This is a genomic window from Agrobacterium tumefaciens (assembly GCF_009649785.1).
Classification (GTDB): Bacteria; Pseudomonadota; Alphaproteobacteria; order Rhizobiales; family Rhizobiaceae; genus Agrobacterium; species Agrobacterium tumefaciens.
The window spans coordinates 52,766-71,389 of the sequence record NZ_WJOK01000007.1 but is presented as its reverse complement, the minus strand read 5'-3'; the positions used below and the strand labels follow the sequence as shown (position 1 = coordinate 71,389).

Annotated in this window: 15 protein-coding genes; 12 read left to right on the top strand and 3 right to left on the bottom strand. The window is 59.0% G+C overall.

Features of this window, described 5'->3' with window-relative positions; translation table 11 throughout:
• Positions 1 to 17: 17 nt before the first annotated feature.
• The 11 genes from GH784_RS09345 (at position 18) to GH784_RS09295 (ending at position 13,696) form a co-directional block, all read left to right on the top strand.
• On the top strand, positions 18 to 962 hold the full coding sequence (locus tag GH784_RS09345; protein WP_065704203.1) for an isoaspartyl peptidase/L-asparaginase family protein: 945 nt from the start codon (positions 18 to 20) through the stop codon (positions 960 to 962).
• A 117-nt stretch (positions 963 to 1,079) separates the two neighbouring features.
• Positions 1,080 to 1,985 (top strand): LysR family transcriptional regulator, encoded by a 906-nt coding sequence (locus GH784_RS09340; RefSeq protein ID WP_065704200.1) that lies wholly within the window; start codon positions 1,080 to 1,082, stop codon positions 1,983 to 1,985.
• 180 nt (positions 1,986 to 2,165) lie between these two features.
• Positions 2,166 to 3,110: an ABC transporter permease gene (locus tag GH784_RS09335; protein ID WP_003511005.1), complete on the top strand. Its 945-nt coding sequence runs from the start codon at positions 2,166 to 2,168 to the stop codon at positions 3,108 to 3,110.
• Complete coding sequence (locus GH784_RS09330; RefSeq protein ID WP_003511004.1) at positions 3,107 to 3,925, top strand: ABC transporter permease; 819 nt, start codon at positions 3,107 to 3,109, stop codon at positions 3,923 to 3,925. The genes GH784_RS09335 and GH784_RS09330 overlap by 4 nt, the downstream gene beginning before the upstream one ends.
• On the top strand, positions 3,922 to 5,556 hold the full coding sequence (locus tag GH784_RS09325) for an ABC transporter ATP-binding protein (RefSeq protein WP_065704199.1): 1,635 nt from the start codon (positions 3,922 to 3,924) through the stop codon (positions 5,554 to 5,556). The genes GH784_RS09330 and GH784_RS09325 overlap by 4 nt, the downstream gene beginning before the upstream one ends.
• A gap of 13 nt (positions 5,557 to 5,569) precedes the next feature.
• A complete protein-coding gene (locus GH784_RS09320; RefSeq protein ID WP_065704196.1) occupies positions 5,570 to 6,412 on the top strand; it encodes a serine hydrolase in 843 nt (280 codons plus the stop codon).
• Between the two features lie 29 nt (positions 6,413 to 6,441).
• Positions 6,442 to 7,986 carry an ABC transporter substrate-binding protein gene (locus GH784_RS09315; RefSeq protein ID WP_065704517.1) on the top strand — a complete coding sequence of 515 codons (1,545 nt, stop codon included), beginning with the start codon at positions 6,442 to 6,444 and terminating at the stop codon, positions 7,984 to 7,986.
• Positions 7,987 to 8,113: 127 nt separating this feature from the next.
• Positions 8,114 to 9,556: a M20 family metallopeptidase gene (locus GH784_RS09310; protein WP_065704195.1), complete on the top strand. Its 1,443-nt coding sequence runs from the start codon at positions 8,114 to 8,116 to the stop codon at positions 9,554 to 9,556.
• Positions 9,557 to 9,918: 362 nt separating this feature from the next.
• Complete coding sequence (locus GH784_RS09305) at positions 9,919 to 10,848, top strand: sugar ABC transporter substrate-binding protein (protein WP_003510994.1); 930 nt, start codon at positions 9,919 to 9,921, stop codon at positions 10,846 to 10,848.
• A gap of 242 nt (positions 10,849 to 11,090) precedes the next feature.
• A complete protein-coding gene (locus GH784_RS09300) occupies positions 11,091 to 12,632 on the top strand; it encodes a sugar ABC transporter ATP-binding protein (protein ID WP_003510992.1) in 1,542 nt (513 codons plus the stop codon).
• 32 nt (positions 12,633 to 12,664) lie between these two features.
• Positions 12,665 to 13,696, top strand: coding sequence for an ABC transporter permease (locus tag GH784_RS09295; RefSeq protein WP_003510990.1), 1,032 nt, complete (start codon positions 12,665 to 12,667; stop codon positions 13,694 to 13,696).
• A gap of 98 nt (positions 13,697 to 13,794) precedes the next feature.
• Here the strand turns inward: GH784_RS09295 and GH784_RS09290 are convergent, their stop codons facing one another.
• Positions 13,795 to 14,550: a gamma-glutamyl-gamma-aminobutyrate hydrolase family protein gene (locus GH784_RS09290; protein WP_065704194.1), complete on the bottom strand. Its 756-nt coding sequence runs from the start codon at positions 14,548 to 14,550 to the stop codon at positions 13,795 to 13,797.
• 304 nt (positions 14,551 to 14,854) lie between these two features.
• Here GH784_RS09290 and GH784_RS09285 point away from each other — a divergent pair, with 304 nt between their 5' ends.
• The gene (locus tag GH784_RS09285; RefSeq protein WP_003510986.1) at positions 14,855 to 15,952 is read left to right on the top strand and encodes a TRAP transporter substrate-binding protein; all 1,098 of its coding nucleotides are present in this window, start codon (positions 14,855 to 14,857) and stop codon (positions 15,950 to 15,952) included.
• Between the two features lie 313 nt (positions 15,953 to 16,265).
• Here the strand turns inward: GH784_RS09285 and GH784_RS09280 are convergent, their stop codons facing one another.
• Positions 16,266 to 17,747, bottom strand: coding sequence for a TRAP transporter large permease (locus tag GH784_RS09280; RefSeq protein ID WP_153793391.1), 1,482 nt, complete (start codon positions 17,745 to 17,747; stop codon positions 16,266 to 16,268).
• 32 nt (positions 17,748 to 17,779) lie between these two features.
• Positions 17,780 to 18,319: a TRAP transporter small permease subunit gene (locus GH784_RS09275; protein ID WP_003510982.1), complete on the bottom strand. Its 540-nt coding sequence runs from the start codon at positions 18,317 to 18,319 to the stop codon at positions 17,780 to 17,782.
• Between the last annotated feature and the right edge of the window lie 305 nt (positions 18,320 to 18,624).

Sequence of the window (18,624 nt, the reverse complement as noted above, 5' to 3'; positions counted from 1 at the left end):
AACAGTGGAGTGAGGATATGACGAAGATCGCACTGGCCATTCACGGTGGTTGCGGGGTTATGCCGGAAGACAGCATGACTCCGGAGGAATGGGAAGCGGCGCGCCACGATCTGGCGGTGGCACTGCGCGCCGGTTATGGTGTGCTCAAGGCTGGCGGAACTGCGCTGGAAGCGGTTGAGGCGGCAGTCGTCGTTATGGAGGACAGCCCGCATTTCAACGCAGGCCATGGGGCGGCGCTCAACGAGAATGGCATTCACGAACTCGACGCGTCGATCATGGATGGCAAGACCCTTGCGGCAGGCGCAATCAGCGCCTCCCGCGCCATCCGCAACCCGGTAAAGGCGGCCCGGGCGCTGATGGAGGATGAACGCGCAGTCTATCTCACCGGTGAAGCGGCTGACCGGTTTGCGAAGGAGAAGGGGCTTGCCACGGAGCCTCAATCCTACTTCACCACGCAAAAGCGTGTCGAGGCGCTGGCGGCCATGAAGGCCCATGCCACCGCAGGTACGGAAGCGACGGAAAACGAAAAACACGGAACCGTCGGTGCCGTGGCACTCGATGCTGCTGGGCATCTCGCAGCCGCGACATCCACCGGCGGCTACACCAACAAGCCTGACGGCCGGGTGGGTGACAGCCCGGTGATCGGGGCGGGCACCTATGCACGCGACGGCGCCTGCGCCGTTTCCGGCACCGGCAAGGGTGAATTTTTCATCCGTTACGTCGTCGGCCATGAGATCGCGTCCCGTGTCGCCTATCTCGGGCAGGATCTGGAAACCGCCGCCGGCAACCTCGTCCACAAGGATCTGGCGCCCTACGATATCGGTGCGGGTCTTGTCGCCATCGATGCCGAAGGTGGCATTGCCGCACCCTATAATACGCCCGGCATGTTCCGTGGCTGGGTGACTCCATCAGGAGAGGCCCGTGTTGCCACCCACGACAGGGTCTATGACGTGGAATTGTAACCGGCGACCGACCGGGCCGAATGACAATGCTAAAAAAACCGGTGACATGAAGGCCTATCGGCGGCAAAAGGTCTGAACCGAAACCGGCTCGTCCTTTCATCCCATGGTGCTGGCCTCATGAATATCAAGCAGCTCGAAGTCCTTCGCACGCTTCTTTCCACCGGCTCGACCATCGCCACCGCCAAGGCCATGGGGCTAAGCCAGTCCGGTATCAGCCGGCTTCTGGCTCAGCTCGAGGCGGACCTGTCGCTGACGCTGTTTGCCCGTGACAAGGGGCGGCTGATCCCGACGCCGGAGGCAGCGCTTCTCGCGCGTGACGCGGAAAATGTGCTGCTTGCTGTCGATCGCATGTCCGGCCATGCCGAAGATCTGCGCAATGGTGCTGCCGGTCCGGAAATCGTCCGCATCGGCCTGCCGAGCAGCATGTGGGAGAACTTCGCGCCCGCCATGCTGATAGACTATGTCAGGGATTTCCCCGGCGTGCGCATCGAGACTTTCTTTGAAACGACCACCGCCATCAACAGGCTGGTTGGCGAGCGGGTGATCGACCTCGGTTTCCTGCGCATGGAAGGTGAGATTGGACCGGGCATTGATGTCGAGCGTGTCGCCACCGGCAAAAGCGTCTGCGTGGTCCGTCAGGATCACCCTTTAGCCGAGCTTGCCGAGATAACGGTGAAGGACCTGCGCAACATTCCGCTCATTCTGATCGGCCGGCAGCGGCCGAACCGCATGGCGCTCGAGCAGGTCTTCAAGAAAGCGGGCGTCAAGCCCATGGTGAAGATCGAGACCCACACCAACAGTTCCGCATGTGCCTATGTCGCGCATGGTCTGGGCGTTACGATCATCAGCAGTTTTTATGCTAACCTCTACAGGCACCTTCCCGTCGTGGCGCTGCCCTTCATTCCGCAATCAACCCAGGAGTTCGGTCTTGCCCGGGCCTCGGGCGCACCGCTGTCCATCGCGGCGCAGGCACTCAGCGACGCCTTGAAGCAGCAAATCCAGCTTTCGCAAAAAATCGACTGAAAACAGGGTTTTTCGCGAGAAATCTCATTGTCCCTGTCAGGATGAAACGTGCCACCATTCTGCATAGGCATATGACGTTTATGCATAATATTGCGCGTTATTTATCAATCCGTCATAGTCATTCGCAACGAAACCGATAGAGGCGGGAGCACGTTCCCGGCCATCAATCGTGGGGAACCGATGATAAGATTCATACTGAGCCGTCTTTTGATGGCGCTGCCGACGATCGCCTTTGTGTCGATCACGGTCTTTGCGCTCATCCGCTTCATTCCGGGTGATCCTGCCGCCCTGATGCTGGGCGACATGGCGCAACCGGAACAGATCGAGGCGATGAGAACAGAGCTTGGTCTCGACAAGTCCATGCCGCAACAGTTCGTCATCTGGGCGGGCAATGTGGTGCAGGGCGATTTCGGCCGGTCCATCGTCAACGACGAGGCAGTATTGCCGCTGGTCGTGTCGCGGTTCCTCGTCAGTGCCGAGATCGTCGTCGTCGCCGTTCTGCTCGCCAGCCTGATTGCGGTTCCGGCGGGTGTGATCGCCGCCTGGAAACAGAACAGCCTGACCGATCTTGCACTGGTTGGAACGGCAACCCTGCTTTTGTCCATACCGACATTCTGGCTCGGGCTTCTGCTTCTGCTGTTCTTCGGCCTAAAGCTCGGCTGGCTGCCGGTGCTGGGATACGTGTCGATCAGCGACAATCTCGTTGGCGGCATGCTCTATCTCGTCCTGCCTGTCATGACGCTGGTGATCCACGAGATGGGTGTCTTGATCCGCATGGCCCGCGCCTCCACGCTTGAAGTGCTGCGGCTGGATTACATTACCCATGCCCGCGCCAAGGGACTTTCGGAGAGTGCCGTCCTCTGGCGGCACGCCTTCAAGAATGCCTTTGGTCCGACATGGACAATGATCGGCCTCATCCTCGGCAATCTTCTCGGCGGCATCGCCGTCATCGAGACGGTCTTTACCATTCCGGGGCTCGGGCGGCTGATGGTCGACAGTATCTTTGCGCGTGACTACCCCGTCATACAGGGCTGCCTGCTGTTCGTTTCCCTGTCCTACGTGCTGGTCAATCTCTTCGTCGACCTTCTTTATCCCCTCTTCGATCCGCGTGTGGTTGCCGAATGAAAAAGTTCACACTCAACGGGCTTATCGGCGGCGTTCTCATCGGCCTCCTGCTCATCACCGCCATTACCGGCCTGTTCTGGACGCCCTATGATCCGATGAAGCTCGGTTTCGCCTCGCGGCTGGCCGCGCCCGGTCCCAGCCATCTTCTCGGCACCGACGAATTCGGGCGCGATGTTCTCAGCCGCCTGATGGTCGGCGCGCGTGCCAGCGTCTGGATCGGCTTCCTGACGGTCAGCTTCGCGACGATCTGCGGCACTCTGATCGGTCTTGTCAGTGGTTATGCGCGCGGCTGGGTTGATGGCGTCATCATGGCCATCAACAATGCGCTTCTCGCTTTTCCCGGCATTCTCCTGGCGCTTGGCCTTCTCGCGGTCTTTGGTGCCAACCAGTACGGCATCATCTTTGCGCTCGGCATCGCCTACACGCCGTCCATGGCCCGCGTGGTGCGTGGCGCCGTATTGTCGCTGCGTGAGCGCGAGTTCATCGAGGCATCGCTGGTGATGGGCAATGGCGAGATCTACACCATGTTCCGCCACATCCTGCCCAATTGCATCGCGCCGATCACGGTGCTTGCCACATCCATGTTCGGCTGGGCAATCCTCTCGGAAAGCGCACTGTCCTTCCTCGGCCTTGGCGTGCCACCGCCGGCCCCCACCTGGGGCAACATGCTGGCCGCTGGCCGGCCCTTCATCCAGCAGGCCGTCTGGCTCGGGCTTTTCCCCGGTCTCTGCATCGCGCTGACACTGCTCGGCATCAATCTTCTGGGCGATGCCCTTCGCGACAGGCTTGACCCGCGCATGAGAGGTCTCAAATGACGGACAATACTCTTCTTACCGTGCGCGGCCTTTCGCTGGAGGTCGCGGGAAGCCGCCACCGGGTAGTCAAGGATGTTTCCTTCGATATTGCGCCTGGCGAAATCTTCGGCATCGTCGGCGAAAGCGGATCGGGAAAGACGCTGGCCACCCGCGCGCTCATCTCGCTTCTGCCCCCGGCAATTGCCGTCATCGGCGGATCGGTCATCTACAAAGGAAGGGACGTGATGTCCCTGCCGGCAAGGGAACTTCGCCGCCTGCGCGGCGCGGAAATCGGCGTCGTTTTCCAGGAGCCGATGACCTCTCTCAATCCGTCGATGACGATTGGCCGGCAGTTGGAAGAAGGCCTGATCCTTCACACCAAGTTTTCGCCGGAAGAGCGCCGCGAGAAAATTCTCGAGATGCTGAGACGGGTCGGTATCCGCGATCCCGAAGGGGCGCTTGCTGCCTATCCGCATGAGTTTTCCGGCGGCATGCGCCAGCGCATCATGCTGGCCTCGGTCATGCTCCTGAAACCGGCGCTGCTGATCGCCGACGAGCCGACGACGGCGCTCGATGCCGTCATCCAGCGCGACGTCATGGAGCTGATGGTCGAACTGACACGGGCGGAGGGAACAGCCGTCCTTCTCATCAGCCATGACCTGCCGATGGTGGCCCGCTATACGAGCCGTATCGTGGTCATGGAGAAGGGCGCGATTGTCGAACAGGGTCGCACCGAAGACCTGCTCGATGCGCCGCAGCATCCCTATACGAAAAAGCTGCTTTCCTCTCTGCCCTTCCGGGGCGAGCCGCGTATCGTCGACACCAGCAAGGCGCCGATGATTTCAGCCCGAAACATTGTTGTCGATTATGCCGGACGCAAGTCACTGCTGAAGAAAGCCAAGCCGAAGCGGGCGCTGCATGGGGTCAGCATCGATATTCACGAGGGTGAAGTCGTGGCACTGGTCGGTGGCTCCGGCTCCGGCAAGACCACGCTTGGCCGCACCATTGCCGGTCTCGTAAAGGAAAGCGAAGGGCAGATCCAGTTTCAGGGGCGGGAACGCAACGAAGACTGGAACGACTATCGCCTGAATTGCCAGATGGTGTTTCAGGATCCCTATTCCTCGCTCGATCCGCGAATGACCATTCAGGCGCTGGTGGAGGAGGCGTTGCGTCTCGTCTCCGGCCTGGATCAGGCTGCCAAGCGCAAGCGGGCGCTGGAAACGCTGGAAGAGGTGGGGCTCGGCGCAGACTATGCCAGCCGTTATCCGCACGAGCTTTCCGGCGGCCAACGCCAGCGCGTGGCGATTGCCCGTGCCATTGCCCGCCGTCCGCGGTTCCTGATCGCCGACGAACCGGTTTCCGCCCTTGACGTGACGGTGCGGGCGCAGGTGCTCGATCTCTTTTCCGATCTGCAGAAACGTTACGGCTTTTCCTGCCTGTTCATCAGCCACGATCTCGGCGTGGTCGAACAGGTGGCCGACCGTGTCGTCGTCATGCAGGACGGCCGTATCATCGAAGAGGGCGACCGCGACACGATTTTCGACAGCCCGAGAGAGGCCTACACACGCCGGCTCCTCTCGGCCATTCCCGCCCTCGACCAGAATGAAAAGGGCGGTGTGACACTCAAATGGCGTCTGGAAGAAGAAGTTTAACAGGAACATGACAATGACTGTGGCTGCCCAACTGAATGCTATCTGTGATGCACAGCCTTTTGTGACGCGCTTCATGGTGCGCAATCTCCTGACCGGCGAAGAGATCGGACGGGGAGAAAACGAGGAGACCCCATCGGGCAGCACCCGCAAGACGTCGATCATGATGGCCGTGCTCAAGGCGGCCAGCGAAGGGCGGCTCGATCTCGACCAGCCGGTCACCTACGAGAAGAGGCTGGCGGAAGAGGTGGCCAGCGGCATGTTCCGCTATCTGACGCCGGGCATCGTCATTTCCCTGCGCGATGCGCTCGCCGGCATGATGGTGCTGAGCGACAATGTCTGCACCAAGATGGTGCTGGAGCGGCTGACGCTTGAGGAAGTGGACAGCTATTGCAAGACGCTCGGCATGGCCAATACCCACCACCGTTTCCTCATTCCGCCGTTGGCGCTGGCGGCCGATCATCCGCTGAAGACCGTCACCACCACCTCGGCGGCGGACCAGGTGCTGCTGCTTCAGGCCATTCTTGATGCCCAGTCCTCGCCAGAGGCGCAGGCAAAGCTCGGCTGCAGTCCGCAATTGTGCGGCTGGGCAATGCAGACGCTGAAAAACCAGATATTGCGCTACGGAATCCGCTCCCGCCTGCCGTTCGAGGCTGTGGTGGCGAGCAAGAGCGGACGCGGCAAGCGCGGGCGTATGGACGCCGGCATCGTCTACAGAAACGGCGCGCCGTCTTTCATCATCACCGCCTATACCGATGAAGTGCCGCAGGTGATGCCTGACGGCACGCCGGGATACACCATCGCGCTCGAAACGATCGGCCGGCTGGCGCAGGCCTGCTGGGACGGCTTTCAACAATGATAATCAACGACAACAAAGAGGGTAGAACAGTGAACAAACTTCTTCTCGCAGGCGTGGCCCTGCTCGTAACAGCCAATATCGCGGCGGCTCGCGACATCACCATCGCGCAGAGCTCCGATCTGCGCAGCAGCAATCCCGGCGTCAATCGTGACGGCAATACGGACGGGGTGATCCTGCACATCGTCGAAGGCCTCGTCGGTTACAACAATGGCGGCGAAGTAAAGCCGCTGCTTGCCGAGAGCTTCGAGGTTTCGCCAGATGGCCTCACCTATACGTTCAAGCTGCGCGCGGATGTGAAATTCCATAACGGCAAGCCGCTCACCGCAGAAGATGTCGTCTGGAACTGGACGCGCTATCTGAAGCCCGAAACCAAATGGGCCTGCCTGAATGATTTCGTGGAAGGCGGTGCCGCGCATGTCACCGGCGTCAAGGCTACGGACGCCTCCACGGTTCAGATTACGCTTGAAAAGCCGTCAGCCGTTTTCCTCGGCCTGATGTCGCGGCCCGAATGCGGTTATACCGGCATGATCTCGCCGGAATCTGTTGCCGCTGACGGCAACTTCGTCAAGCCCATCGGCACCGGTCCGTTCCAGTGGAACGAATGGAAGAAGGGTGAATATATCCGCCTCGCCAAATTCGCGGATTATGTTTCGCCTGTAAATGACGGCAAGCCGGATGGCATGGTCGGCTCCAAGCGGCCGCTGGCCGACGGCATCAAGTTCATGGTTATTCCGGACGCCTCGACCGTGAAGGCGGGCCTCGAATCCGGCGTGCTCGACACCGCCGAGATTTCTCCCGATCTCATTCCGGAGTTCAAGACGAATGAGAAGATGCAGCTCATTGTTGCCCGCAACAACGGCAAGAACCTTTTCTATATTCAGACCCGCGACAAGGTGCTGAGCAATCCAGGCGTGCGCCGCGCCATGGCGATGGCGCTTGATCTCGATGAACTGGTCGCCGCCGCATCGAACGGTACGGGCGAAGCCAACGGCTCGATGGTTTCGCAGGACTCGGTCTATTTCGATGAAATCCAGAAGAAGCGTCCGGCCTATGACATCGAGGCAGCCAAGAAGGAACTGGAGGCAGCCGGTTACAAGGGCGAGCCGATCTCAATCATCGCCAACAAACGCGGCAATGTGCCGAGTTTTCCGGCAGCCGTCATGGCGCAGGCCATGATGCAGCAGGCGGGTTTGAACGTACAGATCGAGGTGCTGGACTATGCCACGCAGGTGGATCGTCGCCGTTCCGGCAATTATCAGGTGATCTCGCAGTCTGTCGCGCCGCGTCTCGATCCGGCCCTGATGTATGCATTCTACGTCGGTAACAAGGACAAGAACGCCTCCCTGATGTGGGATGATCCGAAGGCGATCGAGCTGATGAAGGCTGCCTATGTTGAGGCCGACCAGGCGAAGCGCCAGAAGATTTTCGACGAGTTTCACGAACTGATGCTGAAGGAAATGCCCGGCATCTTCCTTTACGACATGGTCGATGTCTGGGGCGCGACCAAGAAGCTCAAGGGTCAGCCGGTCTGGCAGTCGAACGCCCGCCTCTGGGAAGTCTCGGTCGACAACTGATCCAATATTGCCCGCGCCGGAAGCAAAGCCCGGCGCGGGCATTTTCCATCATGACCGTAATGATTTGGCGGCCCCCCGCCGAAGCGTTTGCGTGCGCCCTTAAAGGGCAGGAATGCGAGGACAAGCCATGAACCGTGAAGCTGTGATGTCGATTGCCGCCGAAATCGAGTCAATGAAGCCACATTTCACCACTTTGAGCGACAGCATCTGGGATTTTGCCGAACTCAAATTCGAGGAGAGGCAATCTGCCGGGGTTCTAGCAAACGCGCTTGAGGAGAACGGCTTTGTGGTCCGCCGCGGTGTAGCTGGCATGGACACGGCCTTCATCGGTGAATTCGGCCACGGCAAGCCGGTTATTGCCTTCCTCGGCGAATTTGACGCGCTTGCTGGCATGAGCCAGATGGCCGGCGTGGCCGAGGCAAAACCGCTTCAACCCGACGCCTCCGGCCATGGCTGCGGCCACAATCTGCTCGGCGTCGGCTCGCTGATGGCCGCTATCGCACTTGCCCGGCATCTGAAAGCCAACAACCTGCCCGGCACGGTGCGTTATTATGGCTGCCCCGGCGAAGAGGGCGGTTCCGGCAAGACTTTCATGGTGCGCGCCGGTCTGTTTGACGATGTCGATGCGGCTTTGACATGGCATCCCGCGCCCTTCAACGGCGTGCGCTCCACCAACAATCTCGCGGTGCTGGAATATTTTTATCGTTTCAAGGGCGTTGCTTCCCATGCCTCCAACGCCGCCCATCTTGGTCGCTCGGCGCTCGATGCCGTTGAACTGATGAATGTCGGCGTCAATTTCCTGCGCGAACACATGCCGCAGGATTGCCGGGTGCATTATGCGATCACCGATGCCGGCGGCAAAGCGGCAAATGTGGTGCAGGCAAAGGCCGAAGTGCTCTATCTGATCCGCGCACCTGAAATGCGCCAGGCGCTCGATCTCGCAGCCCGTGTGGACAAGGTCGCGCGTGGCGCGGCCATGATGACCGAAACAGAGGTGGAGATCGTTTTCGATACCGCCTCCACCAATCTCCTGCCCAACATCACGCTCGAAACGGCGATGCATGAAAACATGGTGGCGCTTGGACCCATAGCCTTCGACGAGGCCGATCAGGCCTTCGCCAAGGTCATTCAGGACACGTTCACGGAAGAGGCGATCAAAAGCAGCATCCGGCTCTACCAGATCAAGGGCGACGTCTTTTCCAACGGGAAGATCGACGGGTCGACGCCGCTGCATCTCGGCCTGCGCGATTTCGAGGGGCAGTCGCATTTTCGTGCCGGATCGACCGATGTCGGTGATGTCAGTTGGGTGACGCCGACAGCGCAATGCTGGACGCCCGCATGGGCAATCGGGACCAATCCGCATACATGGCAGGTGGTGGCGCAGGGCAAAAGCCCGGCCGCCCACAAAGCTATGGCACACGCCGCCAAGACGCTCGCATCGACAGGTCTTTCGCTGATGACCTCGCCCGAGCTGCTTGAAAGTGTCAAAAAAGAATGGCTGGAGAAAACCGAGGGTAGTGATTATGTCTGCCCCATTCCGACGGATGTGATGCCCGGTTTTCACGATTAAGACGTGGCGCGTCTTTCGCGCCCGTCCAACTCTTCCATTTGTCTGTGATGTTTTATCGCAGGCAGCCCAGCGACTTCCGCGAAAGTGCTCAGCAAGCGCATGAGCCCCCTCCGCCCACGCCAGGGCGGAGGGGGCTATCCCCGTTTTCTCTGAAAACTCCTGGTCATCACCGCCTTGTGTGCCGTCTCGTTTCACGGCCACGAAGAAAGCATTGACGTTCGAACCAAAAATGGAATAAATATATCGAACAACAGAAATTCGGTTTCATTATTCCGTTTTCTGGATGTGAGGAGTTAGCGGCGGGCTCTCGGGTCCGTTTCCGGCTGGGAGAGGTGGCGCTGGACACCGAGGAGGAGAAAACAATGAAAAAGCTTATTATCAGTGCGGCTATGTCTGTGCTTTTGGGCACGGCGGCACATGCCGAGACCGTCGGTGTTTCGATGGCCCTGTTCGACGACAACTTCCTGACCGTGCTGCGCAACGGCATGCAGGATTATTCCAAGGAGCTGAAGGGCGTCACCCTGCAAGTTGAGGACGCGCAGAACGACGTTGCCAAGCAGCAGAGCCAGATCCAGAATTTCATCGCCTCCAAGGTCGATGCGATCATCGTCAATCCGGTTGATACGGATGCGACGGCGGCCATGTCGAAACTTGCTGCTGAAGCCAAGATTCCGCTGGTTTACGTCAACCGCCAGCCGGTAAATGTGGATTCCCTGCCAGACGGCCAGGCCTTCGTGGCATCGGAAGAAACTGTGGCCGGCACGCTTGAAACCAAGGAAGTCTGCCGCCTTCTCGGTGGCAAGGGCAAGGCCGTGATCATGATGGGCGAGTTGTCCAATCAGGGCGCGCGCATGCGCACGCAGGCCGTTCACGATGTTCTGAAAACCGATGAATGCAAGGGCATTTCCGTGGTTGAAGAGCAGACGGCCAATTGGCAGCGCACGCAGGGTTCCGACCTCGTCACCAACTGGCTGTCCGGCGGTATCGAGTTCAATGCCGTCATTGCCAATAACGATGAAATGGCGATCGGCGCTATCCAGGCTCTGAAGGCCGCGGGCAAGGACATGAAGGAATATGTCGTTGCCGGTGTGGACGCCACGCAAGACGCTCTTGCCGCCATGCAGGCAGGCGATCTCGACGTGACGGTCTTCCAGGATGCAGCTGGCCAGGGCAAGGGTGCTCTCGATGCCGCACTGAAGCTCGTCAAGGGCGACAAGGTTGACAAGAAGGTCTACATTCCCTTCCAGCTCGTTACCCCGGAAAACGTCAAGGACTACGTAGCCAAGAACTGACGACCCTTTACCGGCATTTGCGACCGTTTCAAGCAATATCGGAAGCAAATGCCGGTTCTGGACGGCAGTCGGCGTCTCAGACGCCGAGTTAAACCAGGCTAGAATAGTATTTCAGTGAATTCAAAGTTTTACAGCGCTTATGTGTGTCTTGATCGGCACGGCGCTGTAGGCCTCCCCGGAGGATGGGCGCCTTTTGGCGAAACCTCTTCCCCCGGTCATTTTTGTCTATCGTGGAGGATAAGATGGTCGTCAGCCCATCGACAATGGCCGCCGTGCGCGCCAGCGGCGCCGTGCCCAATGCAGAATATCTTCTCGCAGCGGACGGCATACGCAAGGAATTTCCAGGCGTTGTCGCGCTGGATGACGTTTCGTTCCACCTCAAGCGCGGCACCGTGCATGCGCTGATGGGTGAGAATGGCGCCGGTAAATCGACGCTGATGAAGATTCTGGCAGGTATCTACCAGCCGGATGTCGGAGAAATTCGGCTTAAGGGCGCTGCGATACGCCTCGATTCACCGCTTGATGCGCTCGAAAACGGCATTGCGATGATCCATCAGGAACTCAACCTGATGGCCTATATGACGGTGGCGGAAAATATATGGATTCGCCGAGAGCCGAAAAACCGACTGGGCTTTATCGACCATGGCGAAATGTATCGCCGCACCCAGACATTGCTCGAAAGGCTCGGTATCGATCTCGATCCGGAAATGCGTGTCGGCGAACTATCGGTTGCAAGCCGGCAGATGGTCGAAATCGCCAAGGCGGTTTCCTACGACTCCGACGTTCTCATCATGGACGAACCGACGTCAGCGTTGACTGAGCGCGAGGTGGAACATCTGTTCCGCATCATCCGCGACCTCAGGGACCGCGGTATCGGCATCGTCTACATCACTCACAAGATGAATGAGCTTTTCGAGATCGCCGATGAGTTTTCCGTCTTTCGCGACGGCAAATATATCGGCACCCACGCGTCCACCGATGTGACGCGAGACGACATCATCCGCATGATGGTGGGGCGCGAAATTACCCAGATGTTCCCGAAGGAAGAGGTTCCGATCGGCGATGTGGTGCTGTCGGTCAAAAATCTGACGCTGAACGGCGTCTTCCATGACGTGTCATTTGATGTTCGCGCCGGGGAAATTCTAGGTGTCGCCGGCCTTGTCGGTTCTGGCCGCTCGAACGTGGCGGAAACGGTGTTCGGCGTTACGCCGGCGTCTTCGGGCACTGTGGAAATCAACGGCAAGCCTGTGTCGATCGCAAGTCCGACAGAGGCGATCCGTCACCGCATGGCGTTCCTGACGGAAGACCGCAAGGATACCGGCTGCCTGCTGATCCTCAATATTCTTGAGAACATGCAGATCGCGGTTCTACAGGACAAATATGTCGCCAACGGCTTCGTGCAGGAAAAGACGCTTTCGGAAGCCTGCGACGACATGTGCCGCAAGCTCCGGGTCAAGACGCCCAATCTTTACGAGCGCATCGAAAACCTGTCGGGCGGCAATCAGCAGAAGGTGTTGATCGGGCGCTGGATGCTGACACAGCCACGCATCCTCATTCTGGATGAGCCGACGCGCGGGATCGATGTTGGCGCAAAGGCCGAAATCCACAAGCTGGTTGGCGAGATGGCGCGCAATGGCGTCGCCGTCATCATGATTTCCTCCGAAATGCCGGAGGTTCTGGGCATGAGCGACCGTATCATGGTCATGCATGAAGGTCGCGTGACGGGCTTCCTTGACAGAAGTGAAGCCACACAGGTGAAAGTGATGGATCTCGCATCGCGGTGAGGCGCGCCGGGATTTCTCGAGGAGGAATGACTATGAATACGAACGCCGCCGCCAACGCAGAGTTGGATGCAAAATCCGGACGCAAGCCGCACAGGCGCATACCGCCCGAAGCAAATATATTTTTCGTGCTGATTGGCATCGCGCTGGTTTACGAAATTCTTGGCTGGATTTTCATCGGCCAGAGCTTTCTGATGAACCAGCAGCGCCTGACGATCATGATCCTGCAGGTGTCCGTCATCGGCATCATCGCCGTCGGCGTCACGCAGGTCATCATCACCGGCGGCATCGATCTGTCCTCCGGTTCGGTCGTCGGCCTGACGGCGATGCTGTCTGCCAGCGTGGGGCAGTCCTCCACATGGCCGCGGGCGCTTTATCCGGGTCTGACCGATCTGCCTTTCTTCATGCCGCTGGCTGTCGGCATTCTGGCTGGCGCTTTGGCCGGTTTCATCAACGGGCAGCTTATAGCACGCACGAAAATCCCGCCCTTCATCGCAACCCTGGGCATGATGGTGACGGCTCGCGGCCTTTCCAAATGGTACACCAAGGGCCAACCGATTTCCGGTCTGACCGACGGTTTCACCTTCATCGGTACAGGTGTCTGGCCGGTCGTGGTTTTCCTCGTCGTCGCGGTTATTTTCCACGTTGCGCTGCGTTACACCCGTTACGGCAAGTTCACCTATGCCATCGGCGCCAACCAGCAGGCCGCCCGCGTTTCCGGTATCAATATCGAGGCGCATCTGATCAAGGTCTATGCCATTGCCGGCATGCTGGCCGGTCTTGCTGGTGTCGTCACCGCTGCCCGTGCACAGACGGCCCAGGCCGGCATGGGTGTGATGTATGAACTCGACGCCATCGCCGCGGCCGTTATCGGCGGCACTTCGCTCGCCGGCGGTGCTGGCCGTATTACCGGCACAGTGATCGGCACCATCATTCTCGGTGTCATGACATCCGGTTTCACGTTCCTCAGGGTCGATGCCTATTACCAGGAGATCGTCAAGGGGCTGATCATCGTGGCTGCGGTCGTCGCTGACGTCTACCGCCAGAAGAAACGCGCAAAACGCTAAGCACTCCTCCTCCCGGACCTGGGGCAGGCCTTCAGGCTTGCCCCTTTTTTTGTCCTATCGACAAGGACCTGAATGGCCTTGGAGGGGAGGGGTCGGTTTCAGGTCTTGCTGTTCCGGTAGTCGTGAACTGCCTTGCCGAAAGCTTCAAACAAAGCGCGCGAGGGTGCGTCTGTCTCGGCCCAATATTCCGGGTGCCATTGCACACCAACGGCAAAGCCCTTGGCATCGATGACGGAAACGGCCTCGATCGTGCCGTCTGCCGCCGTCGCCTCCACCTGCAGCCGTGGCGCGGTCTCGGCAATTGCCTGCCGGTGCAGCGAATTGATCTGGATTTCTCCCGACACGCCAAGATGCTGCGCAATGCAGGAGCCTTCGCGCACATGCACCGGCTGGCGGATTGCGAAGGCCACGTCGCGGTCCTCATGTTCCGGCTTGCGGTGGTCCCATATTCCGGGCTGTTCCTGAATTTCGGAAGCAAGCGTGCCGCCCAGCGCGACGTTCAGCTCCTGAATGCCGCGACAGATGGCAAGCATCGGAATGCCGCGCTCCAACGCCCGGCGGATCAGCGGCAGGCTGGTGGCGTCGCGGGCTGGATCGAACGGGCCGTCACTCTCCTTTGCCTCTTTTCCGTAGAGAGAAGGGTGGACATTGGTGGCCGAGCCGGAGACGAGCAGGCCATCGACCCGGTCGAGGATGGCATCGACCTCATTGCCGTCCTCGAAGGCCGGAACGATGAAGGACATGACATCAGCCACCCTCAGCGCCGCGGAAAGATACTGGTTCTGCGCGGCGTGCCAGTCGGCTCCGGTGAAATGCCGGATGTCGGCGGGGACGGCGATAATCGGTTTTGGCATGGTGGCTCCGCGGGCGAATCTTCGAAAATTTGTGCGACTGCCAGCGGGCCAAGTCAAGCATGTGTTTCGTCCTCGGAACGCAATATATGCGGCTAAAGTATAAGGCGGCGTCGCGATATTTCAGTTGCAAATAAAATAGCGAAGAGGCCGCCGAAAAAATCCTGATATGGCTGGTTTTCCGGCAATTAATTCTTGGCGCGGGTGCTTGTCAGCTGGGCGGTAACCGTGCTTACTTTGCTGCGATGCCTGAACAGCACGAGGGGAATTCAAGCTGCGGGCAGCGTTGATATCTGGGAGGATATAGATGGATCGCCGTTCCTTTATGAAAAAAGGTGCGCTGGCGGGGGCTGCTGCGACAGCCTTGGCTGCGCCCGCAATTGCACAACAGAATACCAAGATCACCTGGCGACTGACGTCTTCGTTTCCGAAGTCGCTCGATACGATCTATGGCGGCGCCGAGGATATTGCCAAACATGTGGCGGCCGCTACCGACGGCAATTTCACCATCCAGCCCTTTGCGGCTGGCGAAATCGTGCCCGGCCTGCAGGCGGCCGATGCCGTATCATCAGGTACGGTGGAGATGTGCCATACCTGCTCCTATTATTACGTCGGCAAGGATCCGACCTTCGCTATCGGCACGGCGATACCGTTCGGTCTTAATGCCCGCCTGACCAATTCCTGGTTCTACGAAGGCAACGGCAACAAGCTGCTCAACGAGTTTTACGCCAAGCACAATCTCTACGGCATGATATCAGGTAATACCGGCGCCCAGATGGGCGGCTGGTTCCGCAAGGAAATCAACACCGTCGACGATTTCAAGGGCGTGAAGATGCGCATTGCCGGTCTTGCCGGCAAGGTGGTGGAAAAGCTCGGCGTGGTCCCGCAGCAGATCGCCGGCGGCGATATCTATCCGGCGCTGGAAAAAGGCACTATTGATGCCGCCGAATGGGTTGGTCCGTATGACGACCACAAGCTCGGTTTCCAGAAGGTGGCGAAATATTATTATTACCCGGCCTTCTGGGAAGGCGGACCGGTCATCCATTCCTTCGTCAATCTGGACAAGTGGAACAGCCTGCCGAAGAACTACCAGACGGTGCTGCAGGATGCCTGCGCTTTCGCCAATACCAGCATGATGGCGAAATACGACGCGAAAAACCCGATCGCCATCAAGCAGCTGGTTTCGGAGGGTGCCGTGCTGCGGCCCTTCAGCCAGGAAATCCTCGAGGCCTGCTATAAGGCGGCGTTGGAAGTCTATGCCAATATTTCAGCAACCAACCCGGACTTCAAGAAGATCTACGAGGATCAGGTCGCCTTCAAGCGCGAGGGTTACCTGTGGATGCAGCTTGCGGAATATACTTTCGATACTTTCATGATGATCCAGCAGCGTAACGGCAAGCTCTGATTATTCGGTGCGGCGGACCGGACAAAAGCCTCGGGGACTTCGGTCCCCGGGGTTTTTGTCGTGCCGTCGCGCCTGCATCCGCCCGATAGAAAAGGGCGATTGACGATCAGGGCTGTCGGAATCAAAAGTAGCAGGCTCGGTGACCAGGCGCAGTCTCGGCAAGGATTGGCCACGCTGACCTCGGAAAAACCGGACAGGCTGGTCGATGACTGTCAGGTTCAATTTCCACACAGAGTAAATGGAAGGCAGGGGTGCAACCCTGTCTTCCACTCAGCAATGATCAGTTCTCCGAAAAATCCGTAAAAGACGCCGGTTAAGGCCCGATCTTCGGTGGTTCACCGAGGTTAGGCATGCCTGGCAACCCACCCGGCTGGCCTCCTGGCAGGCCGAAATTGGGCATGGTGTTGCCGCCCTGATTGCCGAAGGCAGGCACTTCGATCTTGATGGAGTTGAGGTCCACCTGGGGTGCTTTGTCCAACCAGTAGGTGACGGATTCCGGCCAGAAGATCACGATTGCGACGAGGATGAGCTGCATGCCGAGCCAGGGAATGGCACCCATGTAGATATCCGAGGTCTTGACCGTGCGCGGCGCGATTGAGCGCAGGTAGAACAGCGCGAAACCGAAGGGCGGGTGCATGAAGCTGGTCTGCATGTTGATGCAGATCAGCACGCCGAACCAGATCAGGTCGATGCCGAGCGCCTGCGCGATGGGTGCGAGCATCGGGATAACGATGAAGGCGATCTCGAAGAAATCGAGGAAGAAGGCGAGGAAGAAGATGAAGATGTTGACGAAGATCAGGAAGCCGATCGGGCCGCCCGGAATGCCCGACAACATGTGCTCGATCCACAGCGAACCGTCCATGCCCTGAAAGACGAGGGAAAAGCAGGTGGCGCCTACCAGAATGAACACCACCATGGACGTGATGTGCATGGTGGAATGCATACCCTGCTTGACGAGATCCCAGGTGAGGCGGCGGTGGGCTGCGGCCAGCGCCATGGCGCCGACGACGCCGAGCGCGCCGGCTTCCGTTGGTGTTGCAAGGCCGAGGAAGATGGTGCCGAGCACGAGGAAGATCAGCACGATGGAGGGCACCATGCCCGCCAGCACGCGAAATACCAGTGCACGGTTGAGTTCGCCCCGCGCTTCTGGCGGCAAAGCAGGCAAATCCTTCGGCCGCACGATCGACATGAACAGGATGAAGAGCATGAAGATGGCGACTTGCAGGATCGACGGGCCGATTGCGCCGAGATACATGTCGCCGACGGATTTGCCGAGCTGGTCGGCAAGAACGATCAGCACGAGCGAAGGCGGAATGACCTGCGTGATGGTGCCGGATGCGGCGATGACGCCGGTGGCGAGGCGCGGATTGTAACCGTATTTCAGCATGATCGGCAGCGAGATGACGCCCATGGTGATGACGGAGGCGGCAACCGTGCCGGTGATCGCGCCAAGGATTGCGCCGACGATGATGACGGCATAGGCGAGGCCGCCCGGAATGGCGCCGAACAGCTTGCCTGTGCCTTCAAGCAAATCTTCGGCAAGCCCGCATCGCTCCAGGATCGCGCCCATGAAGGTGAAGAACGGAATGGCGAGCAGCAGGTCGTTCGAGACGATGCCGAAGATGCGCAGCGGCAAGGCCTGAAGGAAGGTCGGCGAAAAATGCTCGGTGAAGATGCCGATGACGCCGAAAACCAGACCGACGGTGGCAAGAGAGAAAGCAACCGGAAATCCGTAGAGCATGAAGATGATCATGCCGAGGAACATCAGTGGCGGAAGAATTCCATATTCGAACATGGGAAATATCCTGAAGGTTCAGATCGCGGCGATCATTGCAGGGGTTTTTCGTACTTCGTATCGAGCGCATAAAGCCCGTTGAGGGCGCCGATGCGCTTGATGAGTTCGGAAAATCCCTGAAGAACCAGAAGGGCGAAACCGGCGAAGATGATGAGTTTCACCGGCCAGCGGATAAGCCCGCCCGCATTGGAGGACATTTCGTTCTGATGCCAGGAAAGCATGAACATCGGCCAGGAAAGCCAGGCCAGATAAAAGCAGGCGGGCATAAGAAAAAGTACGATGCCGATGATGTCCACCCACAGGCGCGTGCGAGACGAGATAGCCCCGTAGATGATGTCCACCCGCACATGTTCATTCATGCGCAGCGTGTAGGACGCACCCACCAGCACGATGAAGGCAAACATGTACCACTGGATTTCGAGCCAGCCGTTTGAACTATAGTTGAAGGTATAACGCACCATGGCGTTTCCGGCGCTGACGAGGCAGCAGACAAGCACCAGATAACCGGCGACCTTGCCCAGAGCTTCGCTGACAAGGTCGATCAGCGCACTTAATTTCAAAAGCGGTTTCATGACTTTCCCCTCTTCCCTTGCCGGGCCCTTTGCGGGTTATGGTGGCAAGCAAGCCGGTCGGCCATCGTGACGGGCACGCCTCCACGCGTATCCGCACAGCCAAATTCCGGCGTTCCTCCCCACAGAATCCCGTGTATGGGCAGGCTGTCCGAAAAGCAACCGAAACCACTATTAAACCGGCCGTATGGCCGCCGTTTTCAACCGTTTACAAAAGAATGTTGCACGACGGCACGCTTTGCACGGCATACCGTTTGCCCCGCTTGTCATCGATGTTCTTTCGTGTGGAACGCATTGCACTTTTCGCC